Origin of the sequence: Aggregatibacter sp. oral taxon 513 (assembly GCF_018128305.1) — a bacterium.
Taxonomy (GTDB): Bacteria; Pseudomonadota; Gammaproteobacteria; order Enterobacterales; family Pasteurellaceae; genus Aggregatibacter; species Aggregatibacter segnis_A.
Window position 1 is genome coordinate 643,274 of record NZ_CP072381.1, and the last position, 25,522, is coordinate 668,795.

The following is a 25,522-nucleotide window of genomic DNA, read 5'->3' on the forward strand; positions in this document are numbered from 1 at the left end:
AAAGAAGGGGCGTTGAATTTATCTATCAAATTAATAATTAATCTCTGGAAGAGAAGAAGGAAAGTAAGTTTAACAAACTGATAAACAGGTTGTAGATAGACACAAATAAGCTGACCGTTGCACGAATGTAATTGGTTTCACCGCCATGAATAATGTTACTGGTTTCATACAAAATTCCCATAGTGGAGAAAATCACGAACAACGCGCTAATTCCCACATAAAGTGCTGGGAATTGGAAGAAGAAACTCGCGACCATGCCAAGTAATAACACCACGAATAAGGCTAGAATCGTACCGGATAAGAAAGACATGTCTTTCTTCATGGTTAAGACATAAGCGGAACAAGCGAAGAAAGTGGCTGCGGTGCCCGCTAAGGCTAACACGATGGCATCCCCCAAACCTGCACTCACATAGGCATTTAAAATCGGTCCTACGGTGTAACCTAAGAAACCGGTGAAGGCAAAAGCAGATAAAATCCCTAATGCGCTATTTGCTAGGGCATTAGTTAAGAAAAGCAGCCCATAGAAACCCACAAGCATGATGATAAGCCCCGGTCTTGGTAAATTCATCGCCATGGACACATAAGCCACCACAGCGGAAAAGGCTAATGTTAACGCTAACAAGAAATAGGTGTTACGTAACACTTTGTGTGTGCTAAGCAACGATTCTTCTCTGCTGTCAACGATAATACGAGATTGCATAAAAACTCCTTTAAATTTAAAGAGAAATGAAAGGTTATAACGTTGCTGTAAGGTAAGGGCAGAGGGGAGAAAAGTCAATTATTACAAGGAAAATATTTTTTACTGATGGATGATTAAAAGTGAAAGACAGAAAAGTGCGGTTGTTTTATTTGCAATTCAGCAAAACAGATTTGTTTATTTTGAACCTGTCGGTAATCCGGCATATCAAAAATATTAAGTTTTATTCCTGACGTTTTTACATTTCAAAAATATGCTCAAAACCCACCGCACTTTCTTTTCATAAAAATAAAAAGCTGAACCTCTTTCGAGATTCAGCTTTTCTTTTGGGGTCAGATCATTTTAACCGCTCTTTTAGTTTATCTATGTTTGCATATTGTTACATTTTCGGAATTTCAACGCCTGAAGAGAGTAGGTCTTGAATATCCGATTTCAGTACATCTGCTTTTGGTCCGTAAATGGCTTGAATGCCTGTGCCTTTAACAATGAAACCCATTGCGCCTGCTTGTTTCCAAGCCGCTGCATCGCCCACTAATTCAGGATTATGCACAGTGATACGTAAACGGGTCATACAAGCATCTACCTCGGCAATATTGTTGCGTCCACCGAGAAGATTGATGATTTGCATCACTTGCGCACTGGCATTAGCGACTTTTTTCTCCTCTGCCGGGGCTTCGTCAGTGCCTTTTGCATCGTAGTTGCCGTTGCGACCGGCGGTGGCTAAGTTGAGTTTCTTAATCATGAAATTTGCAATTAAGAAGGCAGCGACCGCAAACACACCGGATACCCAAATGAAGTTGATGAGATCCATGCCGATGCCCGCTTTAATCGCCATTGGCGTACGGGTTAAAAACTCAATGTTACCGAAGGAGTGAACGCGTAAGTTCACAATATCCGCCATGGCAAATGCACAACCTTGGACGACCGCATACACAAGGTAAAGTGGTAGTGCAACGAACATAAACATATATTCGATCGGTTCTGTTACGCCGGTTAAGAACACGGCAAGGGCGGAAGAAAGGAAAATCCCTTTGTAGATGGTTTTCTTATCTGGATCAACGTTCACGTACATGGCAAGCGTAATGCCCATTAGAATACCGCTTGAACCGATCATTTGACCCACTTTAAAGCGCGCCGGTGTCACTGTTGAGAGGAGTTCGTTATATTGCGTCATATTGCCCGCGTCTTTCAGGTTGATTAAATCACTGATCCAAGCGAGCCATAACGGGTCTTGTCCGAATACTTGTTTGCCTTGTTGCATACCGGTTAAGAATTCATAGGTACCGCCCAATGAGGTGTAGTTCATCGGAATGGTGAGCATATGGTGTAAACCGAAAGGTAGTAAAAGACGTTCTAATGTACCGTAAACAAAAGGCGCAAGGATAGGCGCGGAGTCTTGAGAGTTGGCAATCCATTCACCGAAATGATTGATCCCGGTTTGTACCACTGGCCAGAACACCGCCAACACTAACGATACTAAAACGGAACGATAAATCACCACGAATGGCACAAAGCGTTTACCGTTAAAGAAAGTAAGCACTTCAGGCAGTTTGCGGAAATTGTAGTAACTATTAAAGGTGGTTGCCCCTACAAAACCGGCGATGATTCCTACGAATACCCCCATATTTAATGCAGGTTGTCCGAGGATATTCACAAAGTAGTTGGCCACCGGAATGTCGCCTGCCAAGATGGTGCTGACATGGGCATTCGGATCGGTCAACATTTCAATTTTTACGCCGAAGAAGTGACCGGTAATTAAGTTGATTAAAATAAAGGCAAGACCTGCGGCAAACGCACCGCCCGCACGCTCATTCGCCCAACTGCCGCCAATGGCTAAAGCAAATAACAAATGCAGATTGCCGATAATGCCCCAACCTATTTGCGCAATGATGTTACCCACGCGCGCCAGCCATTCGGCATCGCTAATTAACGGTAACGAGTTACCGATACTTACCATCAAACCTGCGGCAGGCATAACGGCAATTACCACCATTAAGCATTTGCCGAATTTTTGCCAAAATTCAAAACTGAGCAATTTTTTCATGTATGTTCTCCTACAATGTAAGATCGACTTCCAAACCGAAATGGTCGGAAACTACCGGTTTATTTTTGCCATTAAAAACCACCTGACTCGATAAAACCCTTTTTGCTTGATTTAAAAAAATATAGTCTAATCGTTTTTCTTCACTGTGGCCTTTCCAGCCATCAATCGCTTTCTCAACGGTGATCCCGCTATCTTTCTGTTCCGCAATCTCAAAAGTATCAAGTAAACCGAGAGATTTAATTTTCTGATAAGCGTTTGGATCGCTGATTGCATCTGTATTGAAATCACCCATCAAAATTTTAAGATTTCGGCTTTGGCTGCGCTCCACGATATTGCGAATGTTGTCCAGTTGATTTTCACCCGCGCAATTCGGCAAGTTGATATGGCAGGAATAACAATCTACAAGTTGGCCTTGATATTCCACGGTTAAGCCAAGAATTTTGCGCGAGAGGATAGAATTGAGGCGCTGATGTTGGCTGCAATAAAAAGCATCCACTTCATAAACCGACAAGCGGGTTAAAAAGGCGATGCCTTCGTCATATTTATCGTAGCCAATATGCGAATTGCTCCAAAACAGCGAATATTTTTGCGTCGCCCGTTGATTGATTTTATTCAGCAACACAACGCCATAGTTGTCTTGCTTTAATGCTTGTGAAATCGCAGGTGCTGACATTAATTGGTTCACCTCTTGTAGGGCAACGATGTCGTAGCCCTTTTCAACAATGGTGTCGGCAATAATGTCGATTTTTTCCGCTTGGTTATCTTCCAACCAAGCGTGTACGTTGAGGGTGAGTAGTTTCATACGTTCCCTTTAATCCTCACAATGCCAGATATCGGTATTATATTGTGCAATGGTGCGATCCGATGAGAAGAAACCGGCTTTGGCGATGTTATGAATCACTTTTTTGTTCCAGCTATCTTGATCTTCATAATCCGCCAAAATCTGTTCTTTCGCTGTGACATAAGCATCAAAGTCAATTAAGGTCATAAACCAGTCTTTATTGAGCAACTCATCATGCAGGCGTTTTAAACGCTCTTCATTACCCAGTTTCACCAGCGTAGAATCAAGGATAAAATCGACCGCTCTTTTAATGTGCTTATCCTTTTTATAGTAATCTTTTGAAACATAACCGGCGGTTTCATACAGTTTAATAATGCTTTCCGAATCTTTACCGAAGGTGTAAATGTTTTTCGCACCGGCTAGTTCGGCAATTTCTACGTTCGCACCGTCCATCGTGCCCAAGGTTAATGCGCCATTCAGCATAAATTTCATATTGCCCGTTCCGGAAGCTTCTTTTGAGGCAAGGGAAATTTGCTCTGAAATATCCGTTGCCGGAATCAATTTTTCCGCCACGCTAACATTGTAGTTTTCCACTAAATAGACGTTTAAATACTGATTCACATCCTGATCATTATTGATTAACTCAGACAAGCAAAGAATTAAATGAATAATATCTTGTGCAATCACATAAGCCGGTGCGGCTTTCCCACCAAAAATCACGGTAATTTTACGTTTCGGCAGTTTGCCTGCTTTGATTTCAAGGTATTTATGAATCACATAAAGTGCATTCATTTGTTGGCGTTTATATTCGTGGAAACGCTTAATTTGCGTATCGATAATGGAATTTTCATCCAATTCAATGCCTTTATTTTCTTTAAGATAAGTCTTCAGAGCTAATTTATTCCGGAATTTAATTTCAGCTAATTTTTGATGTACTTTTTTGTCATCTTTAAAGGCAAGCAGTTTTTCCAATTGAGTTGCATCATGTAAGTACTCATCGCCGATAAGTTGTTTAATATAAGCGGATAACGCTTGGTTAGAAAATTCTAACCAACGACGGAAGGTGATTCCGTTAGTTTTATTATTAAACTTCTCGGGATAAATTTCATAAAACGCTTTGAGTTCGGAATTTTTCAAAATCTCCGTGTGCAATGCCGCGACACCGTTTACAGAGTTTGAAAAATGAATATCCATATGCGCCATATGGACGCGTTTTTGCTTATCAATAATTTGTACATCAGGATTTGAATATTCTTTCTGCACTAATTTATTTAGTTTTTTGATGATCTTCACTAAATGTGGAACTACTTCTTCTAAATAAGCTAAAGGCCATTTTTCTAAGGCTTCAGCAAGAATCGTATGGTTTGTGTAACCCACCATATTGCGCACGATTTCTACCGCTTCTGCAAATTTAATACGATGTTTTTCCGTTAATAAGCGAATCAATTCCGGAATCACCATGGATGGGTGGGTGTCATTAATTTGCACATAGGCATAATCGGCTAAATCATGTAAATTACTGCCACGTTCAATGGCTTCATCAATTAATAACTGTGCCGCATTGGAGACCATAAAATATTGCTGATAAATACGTAATAATTCACCGTTTTTATCGGAGTCATCCGGATAAAGGAATAAAGTCAGATTTTCTTTGATTTTTGTTTTATCAAAGGTGATACCTTTTTTAATCAATTTATGATTAATTGATTCAATATCAAATAAGTTGAGATAATTTTTGGTGTCTTTTTTGTAACCAAGAATATCAATGCGATCTAATTTAGAGGTTAACGTGAAGTCTTTAAATGGTACTTCATAACGGATATTTGTCGGGATTAACCAAGACTCTTTTTCAATCCAATCATTTGGTTCTGCATGTTGCTCATTGTTTTTAAAGACTTGTTTAAACAAACCGCAATGGTAATTCAAGCCTACACCTTCCGCATTTAGCCCGAGTGTGGACATGGAATCAATAAAACAGGACGCTAAACGACCTAATCCGCCGTTCCCTAAAGACGGTTCCGGCTCAATATCTTCAATATGGCTGAGTGATTTTCCTGCCTGCGCCAATTCATCTTTGATTTCTTGATATACGCCAAGATTGATTAAATTGTTAGACAGCAATTTGCCAATCAAAAACTCTGCAGAAATATAGTAGACCTTACGTTTAGCCGTATTTTTTTCCTTATTCGCAGCAAGGGTTTTAACATAGTTTAATAACTGTACGTAAATCGCGTGATCACTTAACTTTTCAAGTTTTTTGTTTGTTGTTTGCTGTACAAATTCACTAAATTTAATCATTCTTTTTTCCTTATTGGCGCGTCCATATAACGTGGTTATTTGGGTTAAGAAATCTTTTTTGGCGTTGGTTAAATCACTTTCTTGCATTCGCCACTCCCAGTTTCCACCTATAGTAGAAGGAATATTCATTCTTGAGCTGGCAGGTAAATCTAAAATATCTTGCATGGTGGCAATCGCCGTATTACTTACGGTAGCAAATAATTGTCGAATCATTGCCTGACAAACAGATTCATTTGCAGCACGATGGGTATAAGCATTGATATATTGTTGCTGTTTCGACGTTAATCCGTCATACCAACCGTTTGTGACATCATTGTCATGTGTGCCGGTATAGGCGATACAATGCGGAATGCAATAATGTGGGCTATCCAGGCTTTCACCACTCACATCTTCAAAACCAAATTGCAAAATTTTCATGCCGGGATAACCGCAATCAACCAGTAATTTCTTCGCTTTTTCATCAATATTGCCGAGATCTTCAGCGATAATCGGCAAATCGCCTAGCTGTGCTTTTACCGCTTTAAACAAATCATATCCCGGGCCGGGTTGCCAGCTACCGTATTTTGCAATGTCTGCTTTGCCATCCACTTGCCAATAATCGGAGAAACCTTTGAAATGATCGATACGAAGTACATCGTAAATTTTAAAGCTTTCCTCAATACGATGAATCCACCAAGCATAGCCTTGTTTCTTATGTTCAGCCCAGTCATAAAGCGGATTGCCCCAAAGCTGTCCGGTGGCGCTAAACTGATCGGCAGGAACACCGGCAACGAAAAGCGGATTGCGTTCTTTATCTAATTGAAAGAGTTCCGGCATAGTCCATACTTCGACGCTATCCGCCGCCACATAAATCGGCATATCGCCGATAATTTTAATTCCTCTTTGATTAGCGTAATTTTTTAATGCCAACCATTGTTGGAAAAAGAAATATTGCGTTACTTTGAAATACTGAATTTGCTCTTTCAGCATCGTACGGTATTTCCCAAGTGCTTTGGGTTGACGGGCAACAACCTGTTTATCTTCCCATTCTTGTAGGGCCTTATTGCCGAAATGCTCTTTGATTGCCATAAATTCCGCATAGTCTTCCAACCAAGTGCGGTTGTTTTTTTCAAAGTTTTTGAAGTCTGCTTGGTGTTTTTTATCGGCAAGGAAATGTTTGACTGCGATTTCTAAGATCGGGCGGCGTGCATAAAAAATGCGCTCGTAATCTACTTTTGTCGGATCATTGCCAAAATTAACCGAAGCATAATCCGTTTCTTGCAATAAACCCATTTGGGTGAGTAAAGCAAAATCAATTAAATGTGTGTTACCTGCAATCGCAGAGAAGGATTGATAGGGGGAATCACCGTAGCTGGTGGTGGTTAATGGAAGGATTTGCCAATAGGTTTGTTTCGTTTCAACTAAAAAATCTACAAAATCATAGGCAGATTGCCCAAAGCTACCAATTCCAAATGCATTGGGTAATGAGGTAATGTGCATTAAAACACCACTTGACCGAGTAAGCATAATTTTTTCCTTCAGAAGTAAAAGTTGTAGAGATTCTAATCTAAATTTTATTTTACGCAATAACTTTTACGTAAAAGTTTAAACATTAACGTAAAAGCGTGATTTTGATCACAAAAATTATACGTATAAGAAGAAAGGTTTGTGTTATTCTATTGAATATTTGAATTGAGGGAATAAAAGTCAAAAATGGAGTGGAAAAGTGAGTAAATACAAAGCGGTTTATAATGATATAAAAAGAAAAATAACCGATGGAATTTTATCTCCCAAGCAAGAATTACCCAGTGAAAGTGAGCTTATGCAAGAATATGGTTTTTCTAAAGACACTATTCGCAAAGCTCTTTCTCTGCTCGAAATGGACGGTTACATTCAGAAACAACAGGGGCGAACTTCTATTGTTCTCGAGCATAATTTATCAACGCCTCAACAGCTTTCCGAAATCAAAACCGTTGGAGAGCTGAATCGCCCTTTAACCCATCAAGTGAAAACAACCTTGACCAGCTTGTATATTGTGCAAGGGGAAGAGGAATTAATGCAGATCTTTAACGTAAATGATCAAATTGATTTTTACCGTATAGGTCGTGTTCGTGAAATTGACGGGGAGGCGGTGGAATATGAAGTTTCTTATTTTGATCGTCGTATTGTTCCTTTTATTAATCGTGAGATTGCGGAACACTCCATTTATCACTATTTAGAAAGTGAACTAGGTCTAAAAATTAGTTATTCACAGCGTGAAATTGCGTTTCGTTATGCCAATGAAGAAGAAAAAAGTACTATGGATCTCGGTGAATATAATATGGTAGTGAATGTTACCAGCACCACTTATTTAGCCGACGGACGTCTATTTCAGTACGGTAGCATTAGTTATCGCCCTGATAAAATTACCTTTGCTTCCACAGCTAAGCGACATGTTTAAAAAAAGAGCACTTTTCCGTATTTTGTTGAATAAAACTCTTTTAAAAAAAACCGCACTTTTCTCTTCCGTAAAACAAAAAAGCTGAACCTCTCTCGAGATTCAGCTTTTCTTTTTACCTGTGAACAATTATCTGTGAATTAGGCTAATTCTGCACGTAATTTCTTCGTGACATCTACCATCACTTTTAATGCGGCGATGGTTTCCGGCCAGCCACGGGTTTTTAGGCCGCAGTCTGGGTTGACCCATAAGCGTTCTTTTGGTACCACTTGCAACGCTTTGCGAAGAAGATGTTCAATTTCTTCTGCGGTCGGCACACGTGGGCTGTGGATGTCGTACACGCCCGGGCCGATGTCGTTCGGGTATTTGAAATCACCGAATGCGGTAAGCAATTCCATGTCGGAACGGGAGGTTTCGATGGTGATCACGTCGGCATCCAGGGCGGCAATAGCCGGTAGAATGTCGTTAAATTCGGAATAACACATGTGTGTGTGAATTTGCGTATCATCTTTACAACCCATTGAACTTAAACGGAAAGCTTCGCCTGCCCATTGTAAATAAGCGTCCCAATCGGCACGTTTGAGCGGTAAGCCTTCGCGGATAGCGGGTTCGTCAATTTGGATGACTTTGATGCCTGCTTTTTCTAAATCTAACACTTCATCAGAAAGCGCTACGGCAATTTGTTTACACACCGTGGAACGTGGAATGTCGTTACGCACGAAAGACCATTGTAAAATCGTTACCGGGCCGGTCAACATGCCTTTCATCACTTTGTTGGTGAGGCTTTGGGCATATTGCGACCAACGCACGGTCATCGGTTCCGGGCGGGTCACATCACCGTAAATGACCGGTGGTTTTACGCAGCGGGAACCGTAACTTTGTACCCAACCGAATTTGGTGAACGCAAATCCATCAAGCAATTCGCCGAAGTATTCCACCATGTCGTTACGTTCCGCTTCGCCATGCACTAACACGTCTAAATCCAATTTTTCTTGTTCACGTACCACAAATTCAATTTCTTTTTTCATTGCCGTTTCGTAATCCGCCAAGCTGAGATCACCTTTTTTGAAGGCGGCACGGGCATGACGAATTTCCGTGGTTTGCGGGAAGGAACCAATATTGGTGGTTGGCAGCAACGGTAGATTTAACCACGCATTTTGTAATTTAATCCGTTCTGCAAATGGCGATTTACGTTGATCGGCATTTTTCGGCAGATTTGCCAAACGTTCCGCCACACAAGTGCGGTGGATTTCACGAGAGTTTTTACGCGCATCAGCTGCCGTTTGGCTAGCATCAAGATCAGCTTGCACAGCTGCTCTGCCTTGCTCAAGTGCGGTTTTAATGACGCGTAATTCTTGAATTTTTTGTAAGGTGAACGCCAACCATTGATAAAGCTCCGGCTTGTTGGCTTGCAGTTGGGTTTCCACCGCTAAATCATAAGGCGTATGGAGTAGGGAACAGCTTGGCGCAATCCATAAACGTTCGCCTAATTTTGCTTTTAATGGTTCAACCACATCTAACACTTGGTTTAAGTTCGCACGCCAAATGTTACGACCGTCAATCACGCCTACGGAAAGGATTTTGTCGTAATCGGCAAAGGCGGAGAGTTGTTCCGGTGCACGCACCAAATCAATATGGAGACCGGCTACCGGTAAGGATTTCAATAAATCCGCATGTTCCGCCACGGAACCGAAATACGTGGCAAGCAAGAGTTTGGCATTAACTTGCGCAGCAAAACTGGCATAAACTGCTTTATAAGCGGCAATCCATTCTTCCGGTAAATCTAAGGTTAAAGCAGGCTCATCAATTTGAATGTATTCCACGCCTTCAGCGGTTAACGCGTTTAAGATGTCCACATAAACCGGCACGAGTTTGTTTAACAAATCGAAACGATTAAATGCGGCACCTTTTTCTTTCCCTAACCAAAGGAAGGTTAATGGACCAACAATGGTGGGTTTTACCTTGTGACCAAGGGCTTTAGCTTCGCGGATTTGTTGCACATAGTGCGCCGGGTTGGCTTTAAATTGGGTGTCCTTGTGGAATTCCGGCACGAGATAGTGGTAGTTGGTATCGAACCATTTGGTCATTTCAATGGCGAATTGTGTTTTGTTGCCACGCGCCAATTGGAAATATTGATCTAAGGTTAAGTTTTGGCTGTCGAAACCAAAGCGTGCAGGAATGGCGCCTGTTGCCACTTGCAAATCTAAAATATGATCGTAGAAAGTGAAATCAGCAACCGCCACAAAATCCGCATTCGCATTAGCTTGATGTTGCCAGTTAATTTCGCGTAATTTTTTTGCAATGTCTAATAAATCAGCTTCAGCGATTTCACCGCGCCAGTAACGTTCTTGGGCAAATTTAAGTTCACGTTTTGCCCCTACGCGTGGGAAACCCGATAAATGAAATGTTGTCATCATAATTCCTTGTTTTGTGTTAAATGATTTAGACGGCTAAACGTCTGTACGAGGCTAGAATGACGGAATTAAGTTCATTATGCAAATTAATAATTTTCTGAAAGTTGATGAAAATTTTTAATAATCTTGTGATTCATGGCGTTAATATATGTGCCAAGCAAAAAATACAGTGAAAACGCACCGCACTTTTCTCCCAGGTAACATTAAAGTACAGGGCATTTTCGTGTATTATAGGGTTTCATCATTTTTCTCATAAGTATGAATCTTTCTCATGAAACCAATCTTCCTTGAACTCAGACATTTAAAAACCTTGTTAGCCCTAAAAGAAACCGGCAGCGTTTCGTTGGCGGCCAAACGGGTTTATCTCACCCAGTCAGCCTTGTCCCACCAAATTAAATTATTAGAAGATCAATACGGCTTGCCGTTATTTGAACGTAAAACCCAACCCTTGCATTTCACTGCCGCAGGGGAGCGCTTGATTCAGCTTGCTAACGAAATCATGCCGAAAGTGATTGAAGCAGAACGCGATCTGGCACGTGTAAAACAAGGTGATGCGGGGGAATTACGCATTGCGGTGGAGTGCCATACTTGTTTTGATTGGTTGATGCCGGCAATGGATTCTTTCCGTAAACATTGGCCGCTGGTAGAACTGGATATTGTGTCCGGTTTCCACACGGATGCGGTTGGCTTGTTATTAAGTCATCGTGCCGATTGGGCGGTGGTGCAAGAAGTGGAAGAAAATCCGGGCATTGTGTATAAGCCGTTGTTTTCCTATGAAATGGTAGGGCTATGTGCGAAAGATCACCCACTTGCCGCGAAGGATATTTGGCAAGCGGAAGATTTTATCGATCAAACGTTGATTACTTATCCGGTACCGGATGATATGTTGGATTTGCTGCGTAAAGTGTTGCATCCGAAAGGCATTAATCCGACCCGTCGAACCAGTGAGCTCACCATTGCCATTATTCAACTGGTGGCAAGTAAACGTGGCGTCGCCGCATTGCCGTTTTGGGCAGCGAAACCTTATTTGGATCGGGGTTATATTGTGGCGCGCAAAATTACCGACCAAGGTTTGCACAGCAATTTATACGCGGCTTTTCGTGAAGCGGATGCACAAGTTGCTTTCGTGGATGATTTCTATGAAACCGTGAAAGCACAAAGCTTTTCAACCTTACCTGAACTATCTGTATTAGACGAGAATTAGTTGTATGTCTGATGTTAAGACAACGCCTCATCCTATTTTTGCCGCAGCCAAAGCGGCATTGCCGTATAGCGCACCGATGATTGCCGGTTTTTTATTCCTCGGTATAGCCTACGGCATTTATATGAAAGCCCTTGGATTTTGCGTGTGGTACCCATTTTTAATGGCATTGTTGATTTATGGCGGTTCTGTCGAGTTTATTATTGCCGGTGCGCTCACCTTGTCTTTTGCGCCCCTCAATGCTTTGCTGATTACCTTGATGGTTAGCGGACGGCAAATTTTTTACAGTATTTCCATGTTGGAAAAATACGGTAAATTTTTAGGTAAAAAGCGCCCGTATCTTATCGCAACGTTAGTCGATGAATCTTTTTCTCTTAATTATATGGCAAAAATCCCACCGCACTTGGATCGTGGCTGGTATCTGTTTTTTGTCAGCTTTTACCTGCATATGTATTGGGTGGTCGGGGCGGTCTTGGGCAACCTGTTTGGCAATATCATTCCATTTAATTTGAAAGGGATAGAATTTGCAATGACTGCGTTGTTTCTCGTGATTTTTGCGGAAAATTGGACGAAAGAAAAATCTCACGAAAGTTCCTTGTTAGGCCTGGCGATTGCATTTATTTCACTGCTAATTTTTGGTCATGACTATTTCTTATTGCCAACCCTGATAGGCATTTGGATGGTCTTAACATTCCGTCGTCCGAAACTGACCACGAAATTAGAGAGGGTGCAATAAATGAGCTTGATGGAACAAATCCTCACTATTGCAATTGCCGTATTGGCCGTGCAAATTACGCGTTGGCTGCCGTTTTGGATTTTCCCAGCCAACCGTCCGATTCCTGAATATATTCGTTATTTAGGGCGAGTGTTGCCTGCGGCGATGTTTGGCATGCTGGTGGTCTATTGCTATAAAAATATTGATGTATTGAGCGGTTTTCATGGCTTACCTGAGTTTATTGCAGGCGCAGTGGTGCTGGTATTGCATTTTTGGAAACGGAATATGTTTTTGTCCATTGCCACCGGTACTTTATTGTATATGTTCTTAGTGCAACAGGTTTTTGTTGCATAAAATACCCGTGAAAATGACCGCACTTTTTCTCTTCGAAAAGGTAAAACTATAAAGTGCGGTCGTTTTTTTCTACGTTTTTACAGCCTATCGGCGCATTTAAAAGCAACTGCCTTTTTGCTATAATTTTACACTTAATTTATTGAATTCTTTTTGAGGTTTGTGGTGACGAAATTCCATTTTCCAACATTTCATGAAATGTTTCCCGTAGAAAAACGCAAATTAAAATTGTTGCGGGAATGGCTACGTTATCGGGCGCGCCGTTTGGTTTTTGCAGTGCAATGTCAGGCGTTAGTCGATTTTATTCATGAAAATCCCTTGTGGCAGCCGGTTTTTGCTCAGTATCCTTATCGTGTAAATACGCTATTAAGCCAGTACTGTGATAAACACTTTAATGCGACACAGCGTTTAGACGCTATTAAGACCAATTTTGCCATGGCGGAAAAACACTTTGGTGTGTCGTTATGCGAGACATTAATCTCACAACAGCCGGTACTGTTGGCACAGTTAACGGATGAATTGACATTAAATTTAACGCTCAACCATATCGATCCTTATGAAGGCTTTTTTGCTATCGCTTTAACCGATGCTAATCAACGTACGATTTATTCTGCCAGCTTTACGTTTTTAGCGGATAACCGTTTATTGATCGCCTCAATTCAAGGGCCAAAGGGCGATGAAGCACAGGATTTAGTGCGTCAGGCGACAAAATTGCTACATGGTGTGCGCCCGATGTTTATGTTGGTGAATGCGTTTAAAATTTTTGCGGAGACGTTGAATTGTCGTTTGGAAGGCATTCCGCATAAACGTCAGGCAAAATATCGCTGGAATGATTCGGCAAAATTATTGTTTAACTACGATGAATTTTGGCAGGAAAACGAGGGGCATTTGGCGGAAAATTATTGGCAAATTCCGACCGCACTTGAGCGTCGTCCTTTAGAAGACATTCAAAGTAAAAAACGTTCTATGTATCGCAAACGTTATGACATGTTTGACAAGATGACGGTTGAGATTCAATCCCTTTTGACAGAGAAAAATCATGAATAAAATTATTACAGTAGACGGACCAAGTGGTGCCGGTAAAGGCACTTTATGTTACGCATTGGCAGAAAAACTAGGTTTTGCGTTGTTGGATTCCGGCGCAATTTATCGCGTGACAGCATTAGCCGCATTAAAACGAAATGCTGATTTAACCAATGAAACGGCATTGGCTGACCTTGCTCGTCATTTGGATATTCAATTTGTGCCGAAAAATGGCGAAGTGAATGTATTATTAGGTGGCATGGATGTCAGTCATTTAATCCGTACGCAAGAAGTGGCGGATGCCGCATCAAAAGTTGCTGTTTTCCCGCAAGTTCGTGCGGCATTATTACAACTTCAGCAGGATTTCGCCAAAAATGACGGTTTAATTGCGGATGGTCGTGATATGGGAACGGTGGTGTTTCCTGATGCGCAAGTGAAATTATTTTTAGATGCGAGTGCGGAAGAACGTGCAAAAAGACGCTATAACCAGTTGCAAAATAAGGGGATTAGTGGTAACTTTGCACAGATTTTAGCCGAGATAAAAGAGCGTGATTTGCGCGATAGAAATCGAGCAGTCGCCCCTTTAAAACCCGCTGATGATGCGTTTTTACTTGACAGCACGACATTGAGTATCGATGAAGTGATTGGTCAGGCCTTAGACTATATTCAGCAGCGTATTGGTATTAAAGCTTAAATTTTTACGGTTTATTCAAGGATGGATAAACTTTGTTATCAGCCCCACTTTTTATGGATTAGAAGTGGACGTTATTTACTTAAATTGAAGATTAATTATGACAGAATCTTTTGCTCAACTTTTTGAAGAATCATTAAAAGACCTTGAAACCCGTCAAGGTGCAGTTGTTAAAGGTACCATCGTTGCTATCCAAAAAGGCTTCGTACTTGTAGATACCGGTTCTAAATCCGAGTCTGCAATTCCTTCCGAAGAATTTTTAAATGCACAAGGTGAATTGGAAGTTCAAGTTGGTGATGTTGTTGATGTTGTGCTTAAAGCTGTGGATGATGGTTTCGGTGAAACTGTTGCCTCCCGTGCTGATGCAAAACGCAACGAAGCTTGGATTGTATTGGAAAAAGCTTACGACGAACAAGCAACTGTACTTGGTTTAGTTAACGGTAAAGTGAAAGGCGGCTTCACAGTTGAGTTAAACGGTGTTCGCGCATTCTTACCGGGTTCATTAGTTGATACCCGCCCAGTTCGTGATGCAGATCACTTACTTGGTAAAGAATTAGAATTCAAAGTAATCAAACTTGATCAAAAACGTAACAATGTTGTTGTTTCCCGTCGTGCAGTAATCGAATCTGAAAGCAGCCAAGATCGTGAAGAAGTATTAGCGAACTTGTCTGAAGGTGCAGAAGTTAAAGGTACTGTTAAGAACTTAACTGACTACGGTGCATTCGTTGATTTAGGCGGTGTTGACGGTTTATTACATATTACCGATATGGCTTGGAAACGTGTTAAACACCCAAGCGAAATCGTTAATGTTGGTGATGAAATCACCGTTAAAGTATTGAAATTCGATAAAGATCGTACTCGTGTATCTTTAGGCTTAAAACAATTAGGTCAAGATCCTTGGGCTGCAATCGCTGAAAATCACCCAGTAAACAGCAAATTAACCGGTAAAGTAACTAACTTAACTGACTACGGTTGTTTCGTTGAAATTTTAGACGGTGTTGAAGGTTTAGTTCACGTTTCTGAAATGGATTGGACTAACAAAAATATTCACCCATCTAAAGTGGTTAGCTTAGGTGATGTAGTTGAAGTGATGGTATTAGAAATCGATGAAGAACGTCGTCGTATTTCTTTAGGCTTAAAACAATGCAAAGCAAATCCATGGGCTCAATTCGCTGAAACTCACAACAAAGGTGACAAAGTTGTTGGTAAAATCAAATCTATCACTGACTTTGGTATCTTCATCGGTTTAGATGGCGGTATTGACGGCTTAGTTCATTTATCTGACATTTCTTGGAATGTTCAAGGTGAAGAAGCTGTACGTAATTACAAAAAAGGTGATGAAGTTGCCGCAGTTGTATTACAAGTCGATGCAGTGAAAGAGCGTATTTCTTTAGGTATCAAACAACTTGAAGAAGATCCATTCAATAACTTCGTTGCTATCAACAAAAAAGGCACTGTATTAAACGCTAAAGTTGTTGAAGCTGATGCGAAAGGCGCTAAAGTTGAATTAGACGGTGGTGTGGAAGGTTACATCCGCGCAGCAGATTTAACGAATGAAGTTGCTGCAGGCGATGTAATTGAAGCAAAATACACTGGTGTAGATCGTAAAGCTCGTATTGTTCACTTATCTGTTCGTGCGAAAGATCAAGCTGAAGAAGCGGCAGCCGTTGCAACCGTGAATAAGCAAGAAGATGTTGCTATTCCAAATGCAATGGCTGAAGCTTTCAAAGCAGCAAAAGGTGAATAATTCGCTTTGTTAATAAAATCGGCATAGCAATATGCCGGTTTAAAGAGTTAGGAGAATAGTATGACTAAATCAGAGCTGATTGAACTTTTAGTACAGAAAAATCACAGTGTACCTGTTAAATCTGTGGAAGAAGCAGTAAAAGCGATTTTAGAACAAATGTCATATGTATTAGAAAGTGGTGAACGTATCGAAGTACGTGGATTCGGTAGTTTTTCTTTGCATTGTCGCCAACCTCGTTTAGGTCGTAATCCTAAAACCGGTGAACAAGTAAAATTAGATGCAAAATGTGTACCTTACTTTAAAGCAGGGAAAGAGCTAAGAGAACGCGTTGATGTTTACGCATAATTTATTTGACTAACTTTTTATAACGGCACTTTTAAGTGTCGTTTTTTATGCTCATTTTTGGCATAATGAAGGCAACTTTATTTTAAGGAGAAAGAAAATGATTAAATATATTTTCGGATTAATCATCGTGTTAGCTATTGTGCTGGTTGCTGTCACCGTAGGTGCAAATAATGATCAAGTGATCACCTTCAATTATATTGTCGCACAAAGTCAATTCCAACTTTCTACCTTGGTTGCTATTTTATTCGGCTTGGGGCTTATCCTTGGTTGGTTTATTACCGGTTTTTTCTACATCAAACTAAAACTTAAAAATATTGCATTAAATCGTCAGATTAAACGACAAACTCTGCAAATTAATGAATTAACAAATAGCAGAGATAAGGTTTCTCAATAATGCTTGAATTGCTTTTCCTTCTTTTACCTATTGCTGCCGCTTATGGCTGGTATATGGGGCATCGTAGTGCTAAAAGGGATCAGGAGGACATAAGTAATAAACTTTCCCGTGATTATGTAACTGGGGTTAATTTCTTACTAGCTAATCAAACAGATAAAGCAGTTGATTTATTTTTGGATATGCTCCAAAAACAAGAAAGTGAAAATGAAATTAATAGTTCATCACAATTTGAGGCCGAATTAACATTAGGAAATCTTTTTCGTTCGAGAGGTGAGGTGGATCGTGCATTACGAATTCATCAAGCATTAGATAATAGCCCACATTATACCTTTGAACAAAAATTGCTTGCTAAACAACAACTTGCAAAAGATTTTATGGCAGTAGGTTTTTTTGATCGTGCTGAACATCTTTATATTTTAATGGTTGATGAGCCCGAATTTGCCGAGGCGGCATTACAACAGCTGGCGATTATTTATCAAAAAACGAAAGAATGGAAAAAAGCCATTAATGTTGCTGAAAAGCTTGCAAAAATCTCTCCTAAAAAAAATCATATCGAATTGGCACACTATTATTGTGAATACGTGCGCAATTTACCCCAAGATAGCAAAGAAAATCCTCAACAGATTTTATCACAAGCTTTAAAGGTTTCTCCTAGTTGTGCTAGGGCATCCATAATGCTTGCTGATTTAGCGATTAAACAAGAAAACTATAAAAGTGCGGTCGATATTTTAGAAAATATTTTGACACAAAATTCTGATTATATAGGTGAAGTTTTAAATACCTTGAAATTCTGCTACCAAAAATTAAATCAGTTAGATAATTTTGAGTTATTTCTCATCAAAGCCAATCAAAAAAATCATAATAGTGCAGTATCCTTGATGTTAGCTGATCTTATTGAAGAAAAAGATGGGCTTGCTGCGGCACAACTTAAGCTTTACCAACAACTTCAACAAAATCCGGCTACGCCTATTTTTCACCGCTTTATTCAATATCAAATTGATGATGCGGAAAATGGAAGAGGGAAGGATAGTTTAATTTTGCTACATAAAATGGTGGGAGAGCGCATTAAACAAACTTTTGATTATCGTTGTAGTAATTGCGGTTATCAAACCCATAAATTAATTTGGTGTTGTCCCTCTTGTCGTCAGTGGGAAACGATTAAACCGGTTAGCGCGATTGAACATGATTAAGCCGCTAACATTGCTTATCTGTAAGGAGAAAACTATGACAAATAAAGTCATCATCGCATTAGATTATGAAAAAGAAGCCGATGCTTTAGCGTTAGTTGATCAGCTTGACCCACAAAATTGTCGTTTAAAAGTCGGGAAAGAAATGTTTACCACTCTTGGAACAAATTTTGTGAAGCAATTACATTCGCGTAATTTTGATGTTTTCCTTGATTTGAAATTTCATGATATTCCGAATACCGTGGCAAGAGCGGTACGTTCTGCGGCTGATTTAGGTGTTTGGATGGTGGATTTACATGCGAGCGGTGGTTTGCGTATGATGGAGGAAGCGAAAAAAATTCTTGAGCCTTATGGAAAAGATGCGCCATTATTAATTGGGGTGACCGTGTTAACGAGTATGGAAGATTTGGATTTATTGCAAATTGGCATTAATGCCTCTCCAATGGAACAGGTGATTCGTCTAGCGCATTTGACCCAACGTGCAGGTTTAGATGGCGTGGTATGTTCTCCGCAGGAAGTGGAAATTTTACGTCGTAACTGTGGTGAAAACTTCTTGCTTGTAACACCGGGCATTCGTCCGATTGGCGCCGATTTTGGTGATCAACGCCGTGTGATGACACCAGCTGCTGCTATTCGTTCAGGTTCTGATTATTTGGTCATTGGACGTCCAATTACGCAGGCTGAAAATCCGGCAGAGGTATTGAAAGCGATTAACGCTTCTATCGCGTAATTTATTATGACAAATCAATTAGTTTATTCTACTGAAGTAGGACGGATTAAAGCCGATAAACCGCAGGAAGAGATTCCACAAAGTGATGGTATCGTACGAATTCAACTGCAAAAAAGTGGTCGTAAAGGTAATGGTGTGAGCATTATTACCGGGCTTGGATTAGCCGAAACCGAATTGAAAACCTTAGCCGCGGAACTAAAAAAACGTTGTGGGTGTGGCGGAGCAGTAAAAAATCATACCATCGAAATTCAGGGTGAAAAACGTGATTTACTGAAACAGCTACTGGAGCAGAAAGGCTACAAGGTGAAATTAGCCGGGGGATAAAAAGTGGGTTTGATACCCACTTTTTTATTTTAGTGAAAATAACCGATTAGGATCGTGGCTATCAGTAATACAAGCGCCAAGAAGAAAAAGTGCGGTTGATTTTGCAATTGTTTTTTGCTGAAAAATTTTGCCGAGAAGACAATATAACCGATCAATAATACCGTCTTCGCAATAATCCACACCGGTAAGCCGTAGTTAAATATAAATAGCATGATAATACCGCTTAAAACCAATAGGGTATCTATTAAGTGCGGTAGAATTTTCAACGATTTGACTGCTCGCCAGTCTTTCTTCGTTAACTGCATAGCACCACGAATAATGAGTAATCCGAGGCTGACGAAGGCACAAATAATGTGCAAATAAACTAAATAAATATCCATTTATCCCCCAATATTTAAGGCAGCAATAAAACACTGCTGCCTTAAAATGCTCTTATGTTGTTATTCTTCGGTATTTTCTACCGCACTTTCTTGTTCGCCTTCTTCGTCATCAACATCGCAGATGCGTTCTAGGCTCACAACATGTTCATTTTCACTTGTGCGGATTAAACGAACACCTTGCGTGTTACGTCCGACAATACTGACTTCGCTTACGCGGGTACGAACTAAGGTACCGGCATCGGTGATTAACATGATTTGGTCGGTATCAACCACTTGTGTTGCCGCAACGACTTTGCCATTACGTTCGCTCACCTTAATTGAAATCACCCCTTTAGTATTACGGGACTTGGTCGGATATTCTTCTAACTTCGTCCGTTTGCCGTAGCCGTTTTGTGTCGCAGTCAGGATTTCGCCATCGTTTTTTGGAATGACTAAAGAAACGACTTTATCGATATTGAGATCTAAGGTTTCTTCTGTGTTATCGTCAGAAACATCTTCAATTTCAACCGCACTTTCATCGTCATTCAGATCATTGGTTAAGGCGAGTTTGATACCGCGTACCCCTGTCGCCAAACGCCCCATTGCACGCACAGCGGATTCGCTGAAGCGGACCACGCGACCTTGGGAAGAGAACAACATGATTTCATTGTTGCCGTCGGTAATATCTACACCGATCAATTCATCTTCGTCGCGTAAGTTCAGCGCAATGATACCGCTAGAACGTGGACGGCTGAATTCGGTTAACGCAATTTTCTTCACAATACCGCCGGCGGTTGCCATGACGACGAATTTATCTTCTTCGTAAGCGGTCACCGGTAAAATGGCGGTAATACGTTCATTTTCATTGAGCGGTAAAATATTGACGATTGGTCGTCCGCGTGATCCTCGGCTGGCTTGCGGAAGTTGGTATACTTTCAACCAATATAAGCGTCCACGGCTGGAGAAACAGAGAATGGTGTCATGAGTATTGGCAACTAAGAGTTTCTCAATGAAATCTTCTTCTTTCATTTTCGTTGCCGATTTACCTTTGCCACCGCGGCGTTGTGCTTCGTAATCGCTAATTGGCTGATATTTCACATAGCCTTCGTGAGAAAGTGTCACCACCACATCTTCTTGGGCGATTAAATCTTCTAAATTAATGTCACCGGAAGCGGCGGTAATTTCTGTTCTTCGCGGATCGTTAAATTGTTCTCGGATTTGTTCCAGCTCTTCACGAATCACTTCCATTAAGCGTTCGGGACTGCGTAGGATATAGAGCAATTCGCCGATGGCTTCCAGTAATTTTTTGTATTCGTCTAGGATTTCGTCATGACCTAAGTTGGTCAATTTTTGTAAACGTAAATCTAAAATGGCTTGGGCCTGGACTTCGGTTAAATAATATAAACCGTCACGAATGCCATATTGCTCGTCTAAATCTTCTGGGCGAGCGGCATCTACACCTGTTGCTGCCAACATTTCTGCCACATGACCAAGTTGCCATGGACGAGCAAGTAATTCACGTTTGGCGCTTTCAGGATTAGGTGCTTGACGAATTAGCTCAATAATTGGATCCACATTGGCTAACGCAATAGCAAGACCTTCCAAAATATGGGTGCGTTCACGGGCTTTGCGTAATTCAAAAATGGTACGGCGGGTCACCACTTCGCGGCGGTGTAACACAAACGCTTCAATGAGTTGTTTTAAATTCAAGAGTTTCGGCTGACCGTGGTCTAATGCTACGATATTAATCCCGAAAGTGACCTGCATTTGCGTGAGGGCATACAAGTTGTTTAATACCACTTCACCCACGGCATCGCGCTTGATTTCAATGACGATACGCATACCGTCTTTATCTGATTCATCACGTAAACCGCTAATGCCTTCAATTTTTTTCTCTTTGACGAATTCCGCAATTTTTTCGATTAATTTGGCTTTATTGACTTGATACGGAATTTCGTTAACGATGATGGTTTCACGGCCTTTTTCATCGGTTTCAATTTCCGCACGGGCACGGACATAAATTTTACCACGACCGGTCTTATAGGCTTCTTCAATACCTTTACGACCATTAATCAATGCGGCTGTTGGGAAATCCGGGCCGGGAATATGACTCATCAATTCATCAATGGTGATGTCGTTATTTTCGATATAAGCCAAGCAACCGTCTAATACTTCGCCTAGGTTGTGTGGTGGAATATTGGTCGCCATCCCTACCGCAATACCGGAAGAACCGTTGACCAATAAGGCTGGGACTTTGGTTGGTAATACTTCAGGAATTTGTTCCGAACCATCATAGTTTGGCACAAAATTGACGGTTTCTTTATCGAGATCTGCCAATAATTCGTGGGCGATTTTGGTCATACGGGCTTCCGTATAACGCATCGCCGCCGGCGCATCGCCATCTACAGATCCGAAGTTACCTTGACCGTCCACTAACATATAACGCAAGGAGAAAGGTTGCGCCATACGCACCAAGGTATCATATACCGCGCTATCACCGTGTGGGTGGTATTTACCGATAACGTCACCCACAATACGGGCAGATTTACGGTAAGGTTTATTGTAGGCATTGCCCCCTTCGTGCATAGCAAATAACACGCGGCGGTGTACCGGTTTTAAGCCGTCACGTACATCAGGCAAGGCACGTCCTACAATAACGGACATGGCGTAATCGAGGTATGAAGATTTCAGCTCTTCTTCAATACTGACCGGCGTAATATCTTGGACGAAATCAGACATTTAGAACTTCCTAATCATTAAATTTAATAGTGAAAAAATTGGCGTAATTATAGCACAACAAGGCATTTTCCCCTAAGGAAAATCTTATTTTTAGACGAGAAAAGTGCGGTCGGTTTTTGATATGTTTTTAATATGAATAAGGCGGTTCAAAGACCGCCTTATTTGTAATTATTTTTTGTTATTTTCTGAACATTGATGGATATCGCTGCATTTTCCGTAAAGGTACAGGCTGTGGCTGGAAAGCTCAATGCCATGTTGTTTACTGATTTCTTTTTGGCGACTTTCAATTAATTCGTCATTGAATTCAAACACTTTTCCACAATCGGTACAAATGATGTGGTCGTGATGCTGTGTTGGTGCTAATTCAAAGACGGATTTATTCCCTTCAAAGTTGTGACGAATTAAAATTTTTGCTTCATCGAATTGGTTTAAAACACGATATACCGTGGCCAAACCGATGTCTGCACCATTTTCTAATAGCATTTTGTAAACATCTTCCGCAGAAAAATGCTGTTCACTGTGTTTTTGCATTAAAGCAAGAATCGTCAAACGGGGTTCGGTGATTTTTAATCCTGCTTTTTTTAATAATTTGATGTTTTCTTCAGACATAACAGCTCCTTTTTTGCTATTAAGCTAACTCAGCTAAACACATTTCGTCATAAACTTGTTTAACCCATTTGTTGACACGTTCAGACGTTAATTCCGGTTGACGATCTTCATCAATACATAATCCGACAAAGGTATTATCGTCAACTAATGCTTGTGATGATTCGAATGTGTAACCTTCGGTTGACCAGTGACCAACAATAATTGCACCGTGAGGTTCAACAATATTGCGTATTGTTCCCATCGCATCACAGAAATAATCGGCGTAATCTTCTTGGTCGCCACAGCCGAAAATCGCAACAAGTTTATCGGTAAAATCAATTTGTTCTAATGTTGGGAAAAAATCATCCCAGTCACATTGCGCTTCACCGTAATACCAAGTTGGGATACCAAACAGAAGAAAATCATACGCTTCGATATCTTCTTTGCTACTTTTTGCAATGTCACGAATATCAACTAATTCGCTACCTAATTGTTTTTGAATCATTTTGGCAATGTTTTCAGTATTGCCTGTATCACTACCATAAAATAAGCCGACAACAGCCATCTTGTTACCTATTTCTTAACGTTAAAATAATCTTGTAAAATTGCTACGATTAGCTCGGAACGATTCACGTTTCGAGTGGATGCTAAATCTTCTAGTTGTTGAACCAAATCCGCATGCAATTTCAATTCGACACGCTTTAATCCACAGGATTTATCACGTTTTAATTGATTGCGTTTATTAATACGAATTTGTTGCTCCCGACTCAGTGGATTGGTTTTCGGACGCCCAACTCTACGAATTTCACTAAATAAATCTAAAGTAATGCAGTCAGAATCTTGTTTTGCCATTTTAATTAACCACTGGCGTGTTCATCACGTTGAATAAAGAATTATTCAGAAAGTGATAATGATAAGCCACAACGAAATTTGTTGTGAACTATACCATAGATTCAACACCAAATGAAATTCTATTTGGATTCATCTGAGCTATTAATTCTATCTAAAAAATGCGTAATTGCACGGATAACAAATTGCGGTTTTTCTGCGTGAACCCAATGCCCGCTGCCGTTGATGGTGAAGGAGGTCGCCCGTGGGCATTGGAATAAAATGCGATCGGTATATTCGGGCAATATATAAGATGAATTGCCGCCTTTGATAAACAAACAAGGTTGTTTGATATGGCAAGATTCCCAGCCCATTAAGTGGGGGTAATTGCGCTTAAGTGCGGTTAAATTAAAGCGAAAATAATTGTCACTTGAGGCATCAAAAGATTTCAACATAAATTGTTGTACACTTTCATCGCGAATATGTTGCGCTAAAATGGGCTTAGCCTCTTGACGGGTATGGGGTTGTGCATTTTTTACGGCAAATAAACCGTTGAATACATCATCATGTCCATGTTCGCCATAAGCGACAGGTGCAATATCAATGACCACTAAGCGTTTTACTAATTCAGGATAATTTGCTGCACAAACCATAGCGGTTTTTCCCCCCATGGAGTGCCCGATTAAAATCACTTCACGAATGCCCAAAGAATGAATCACGTCAACTACATCTTTTGCCATTAAATCATAATTCATGTCTTCGCTATGAAAACTCAAGCCGTGATTACGTAAATCCACCCGTAAAATAGAATAATCATCACTAAATGCGCGTGCGATCACACCCAAGTTATTCATATCGCCGAACAAACCGTGAATAAACACCAAAACAGGTTTGTTAATTGCTTGTTTTAATTCATTAAATTGAAAATTGAGTAATTTTTTCATCGGCTAAATTTGGGGCTAGAGAATTTGCTAATAGCTCGCTATAATGTGCGAAAAGCTTAAATAGATCAAGCAAGTGGAGAAAGAAAATGAAAATTATCGAAGTGGACGAAGAACTTTATCAATACATTGCCGGCAACACGCAATCTATTGGCGAAAGTGCATCGGATATTTTACGCCGTTTATTAAATCTTTCTCCGCGTAATGCTTATTTTAGCCTTCCGGAAAATCAATCAACGATGGCAACCACGTCTTCTAATGAGCAACCGCAGATAACTGAGCAACAACCTGTTTTTGATGAAGAAATCAATAAACCGGTGCTTAAAAAGCAATCTGACGAAGTCATGCAAAAAACCATTAGCCGATTGGAGGCTTTGCTCAATTCTGAAGAATTTAAACAAGAGAATAAAGCGGTCATTCGTTTCTTAAATATTTTAACGATTTTATACCGTACCAATCCGGAAGGTTTTGCCCTCGCAACGGAATCGTTACAAGGGCGCACCCGCGTTTACTTTGCCCGTGATGAAGGGACTTTGCTGATGGCGGGTAATCACACCAAACCGAAACAAATTCCTGATACGCCATATTGGGTGATCACGAACACCAACAGTGGTCGTAAAATGCTCATGTTGGAAGGGGCTATGCAGTCCATGCATTTGCCGGAATATTTAATTGATCAAGTGCGGCCATTTTTTACGGCAAATTAAAT

General features: G+C 40.6%; 24 protein-coding genes. 13 read left to right on the top strand and 11 right to left on the bottom strand.

Annotated features, from left to right (window positions below; genetic code table 11):
- Window positions 1-37 precede the first annotated feature (37 nt).
- From J5A60_RS03190 to malQ, 4 genes are all read right to left on the bottom strand, one after another.
- Entirely contained in the window at window positions 38-700 is a 663-nt protein-coding gene (locus J5A60_RS03190) for a Bax inhibitor-1 family protein (RefSeq protein ID WP_212510552.1), read from the bottom strand.
- Window positions 701-1,076: 376 nt separating this feature from the next.
- Window positions 1,077-2,741 carry a PTS transporter subunit IIBC gene (locus J5A60_RS03195; RefSeq protein WP_212510553.1) on the bottom strand — a complete coding sequence of 555 codons (1,665 nt, stop codon included), beginning with the start codon at window positions 2,739-2,741 and terminating at the stop codon, window positions 1,077-1,079.
- 10 nt (window positions 2,742-2,751) lie between these two features.
- Window positions 2,752-3,543 carry an endonuclease/exonuclease/phosphatase family protein gene (locus J5A60_RS03200; protein WP_212510554.1) on the bottom strand — a complete coding sequence of 264 codons (792 nt, stop codon included), beginning with the start codon at window positions 3,541-3,543 and terminating at the stop codon, window positions 2,752-2,754.
- A 9-nt stretch (window positions 3,544-3,552) separates the two neighbouring features.
- On the bottom strand, window positions 3,553-7,326 hold the full coding sequence (gene malQ, locus J5A60_RS03205) for a 4-alpha-glucanotransferase (RefSeq protein ID WP_212510555.1): 3,774 nt from the start codon (window positions 7,324-7,326) through the stop codon (window positions 3,553-3,555).
- A gap of 199 nt (window positions 7,327-7,525) precedes the next feature.
- Between malQ and J5A60_RS03210 the strand changes: the two genes are divergently transcribed.
- On the top strand, window positions 7,526-8,239 hold the full coding sequence (locus J5A60_RS03210) for a UTRA domain-containing protein (protein ID WP_109859054.1): 714 nt from the start codon (window positions 7,526-7,528) through the stop codon (window positions 8,237-8,239).
- 137 nt (window positions 8,240-8,376) lie between these two features.
- Here J5A60_RS03210 and metE read toward each other — a convergent pair whose 3' ends face one another.
- Complete coding sequence (metE, locus tag J5A60_RS03215) at window positions 8,377-10,650, bottom strand: 5-methyltetrahydropteroyltriglutamate--homocysteine S-methyltransferase (protein WP_212510556.1); 2,274 nt, start codon at window positions 10,648-10,650, stop codon at window positions 8,377-8,379.
- A 271-nt stretch (window positions 10,651-10,921) separates the two neighbouring features.
- On the opposite strand from metE, the gene J5A60_RS03220 reads away from it, so the two are divergent.
- The 11 genes from J5A60_RS03220 to yciH all read left to right on the top strand — a co-directional run bounded on the left by J5A60_RS03220 (window position 10,922) and on the right by yciH (window position 19,358).
- Window positions 10,922-11,854, top strand: coding sequence for a LysR family transcriptional regulator (locus tag J5A60_RS03220; RefSeq protein ID WP_212510557.1), 933 nt, complete (start codon window positions 10,922-10,924; stop codon window positions 11,852-11,854).
- A 4-nt stretch (window positions 11,855-11,858) separates the two neighbouring features.
- On the top strand, window positions 11,859-12,587 hold the full coding sequence (locus tag J5A60_RS03225; protein ID WP_212510558.1) for an AzlC family ABC transporter permease: 729 nt from the start codon (window positions 11,859-11,861) through the stop codon (window positions 12,585-12,587).
- Window positions 12,588-12,920, top strand: a complete 333-nt coding sequence (locus tag J5A60_RS03230; RefSeq protein ID WP_212510559.1) for a branched-chain amino acid transporter permease — start codon at window positions 12,588-12,590, stop codon at window positions 12,918-12,920.
- A 195-nt stretch (window positions 12,921-13,115) separates the two neighbouring features.
- Window positions 13,116-13,964: a VirK/YbjX family protein gene (locus J5A60_RS03235; protein WP_371817619.1), complete on the top strand. Its 849-nt coding sequence runs from the start codon at window positions 13,116-13,118 to the stop codon at window positions 13,962-13,964.
- Window positions 13,957-14,634, top strand: a complete 678-nt coding sequence (gene cmk / locus J5A60_RS03240) for a (d)CMP kinase (protein ID WP_109103671.1) — start codon at window positions 13,957-13,959, stop codon at window positions 14,632-14,634. Before J5A60_RS03235 ends, cmk begins: the two co-directional genes overlap by 8 nt.
- 97 nt (window positions 14,635-14,731) lie before the next feature.
- Window positions 14,732-16,378 carry a 30S ribosomal protein S1 gene (gene rpsA / locus J5A60_RS03245; RefSeq protein WP_109103672.1) on the top strand — a complete coding sequence of 549 codons (1,647 nt, stop codon included), beginning with the start codon at window positions 14,732-14,734 and terminating at the stop codon, window positions 16,376-16,378.
- A gap of 60 nt (window positions 16,379-16,438) precedes the next feature.
- Window positions 16,439-16,723: an integration host factor subunit beta gene (locus J5A60_RS03250; protein WP_109103673.1), complete on the top strand. Its 285-nt coding sequence runs from the start codon at window positions 16,439-16,441 to the stop codon at window positions 16,721-16,723.
- Between the two features lie 97 nt (window positions 16,724-16,820).
- Window positions 16,821-17,117, top strand: coding sequence for a LapA family protein (locus J5A60_RS03255; protein ID WP_006717608.1), 297 nt, complete (start codon window positions 16,821-16,823; stop codon window positions 17,115-17,117).
- Window positions 17,117-18,307: a lipopolysaccharide assembly protein LapB gene (lapB, locus tag J5A60_RS03260; RefSeq protein ID WP_212510561.1), complete on the top strand. Its 1,191-nt coding sequence runs from the start codon at window positions 17,117-17,119 to the stop codon at window positions 18,305-18,307. Before J5A60_RS03255 ends, lapB begins: the two co-directional genes overlap by 1 nt.
- A 34-nt stretch (window positions 18,308-18,341) precedes the next feature.
- Complete coding sequence (pyrF, locus tag J5A60_RS03265) at window positions 18,342-19,034, top strand: orotidine-5'-phosphate decarboxylase (RefSeq protein WP_048749596.1); 693 nt, start codon at window positions 18,342-18,344, stop codon at window positions 19,032-19,034.
- A gap of 6 nt (window positions 19,035-19,040) precedes the next feature.
- Entirely contained in the window at window positions 19,041-19,358 is a 318-nt protein-coding gene (gene yciH / locus J5A60_RS03270; RefSeq protein ID WP_048749598.1) for a stress response translation initiation inhibitor YciH, read from the top strand.
- 29 nt (window positions 19,359-19,387) lie between these two features.
- On the opposite strand, the gene J5A60_RS03275 is transcribed toward yciH, so the two are convergent.
- The 6 genes from J5A60_RS03275 to J5A60_RS03300 form a co-directional block, all read right to left on the bottom strand.
- The gene (locus J5A60_RS03275) at window positions 19,388-19,738 is read right to left on the bottom strand and encodes a SirB2 family protein (protein WP_048749600.1); all 351 of its coding nucleotides are present in this window, start codon (window positions 19,736-19,738) and stop codon (window positions 19,388-19,390) included.
- A 60-nt stretch (window positions 19,739-19,798) separates the two neighbouring features.
- Window positions 19,799-22,456: a DNA topoisomerase (ATP-hydrolyzing) subunit A gene (gene gyrA, locus J5A60_RS03280; protein ID WP_212510562.1), complete on the bottom strand. Its 2,658-nt coding sequence runs from the start codon at window positions 22,454-22,456 to the stop codon at window positions 19,799-19,801.
- Between the two features lie 168 nt (window positions 22,457-22,624).
- Window positions 22,625-23,065 carry a ferric iron uptake transcriptional regulator gene (gene fur / locus J5A60_RS03285; protein ID WP_006717619.1) on the bottom strand — a complete coding sequence of 147 codons (441 nt, stop codon included), beginning with the start codon at window positions 23,063-23,065 and terminating at the stop codon, window positions 22,625-22,627.
- A 19-nt stretch (window positions 23,066-23,084) separates the two neighbouring features.
- Entirely contained in the window at window positions 23,085-23,609 is a 525-nt protein-coding gene (fldA, locus tag J5A60_RS03290; RefSeq protein WP_109859043.1) for a flavodoxin FldA, read from the bottom strand.
- 8 nt (window positions 23,610-23,617) lie between these two features.
- A complete protein-coding gene (ybfE, locus tag J5A60_RS03295) occupies window positions 23,618-23,896 on the bottom strand; it encodes a LexA regulated protein (protein ID WP_109859187.1) in 279 nt (92 codons plus the stop codon).
- Between the two features lie 119 nt (window positions 23,897-24,015).
- On the bottom strand, window positions 24,016-24,816 hold the full coding sequence (locus tag J5A60_RS03300; RefSeq protein WP_212510563.1) for an alpha/beta fold hydrolase: 801 nt from the start codon (window positions 24,814-24,816) through the stop codon (window positions 24,016-24,018).
- Window positions 24,817-24,902: 86 nt separating this feature from the next.
- Between J5A60_RS03300 and seqA the strand changes: the two genes are divergently transcribed.
- Complete coding sequence (gene seqA / locus J5A60_RS03305) at window positions 24,903-25,520, top strand: replication initiation negative regulator SeqA (RefSeq protein WP_109103675.1); 618 nt, start codon at window positions 24,903-24,905, stop codon at window positions 25,518-25,520.
- Window positions 25,521-25,522 lie beyond the last annotated feature (2 nt).